This is a genomic window from Cognatundibacterium luofuense (assembly GCF_018139685.1).
GTDB lineage: Bacteria > Pseudomonadota > Gammaproteobacteria > Burkholderiales > Burkholderiaceae_D > Undibacterium > Undibacterium luofuense.
The window spans coordinates 1-288 of record NZ_JAGSPN010000603.1 but is presented as its reverse complement, the minus strand read 5'-3'; the positions used below and the strand labels follow the sequence as shown (position 1 = coordinate 288).

Here is a 288-nt window from a genome sequence, read left to right as displayed (position 1 = left end):
GTTTGCCCTGTTGATCTTGGGCGTGCGCATGACAAAGAACCGGCTGAACTTGGTCCATGCCTTCGCAATCCGTCATGGTAGGCATAGCGACCACGGCCGGCATCGCTGACATGTCATCGCCGCCCCTCATTGCCAAGCCCGGACAAGCGTAGGACGCCACAGCAAGCTGCATAAACAGCATGCTGAAGAGCGCGACAAACGCTGCGACAACGCGGGATGGATGGGAGAGTTTCATAAAATAATCGAATTGACTTGAATCATCATAGACATCGACGATATTGGTTGTCA

Annotated in this window: 1 pseudogene; it reads right to left on the bottom strand. The window is 53.1% G+C overall.

The window, feature by feature from the left end:
- A pseudogene (locus tag KDM89_RS21825) lies at nucleotides 1-288 on the bottom strand (hypothetical protein); the annotation flags it as partial.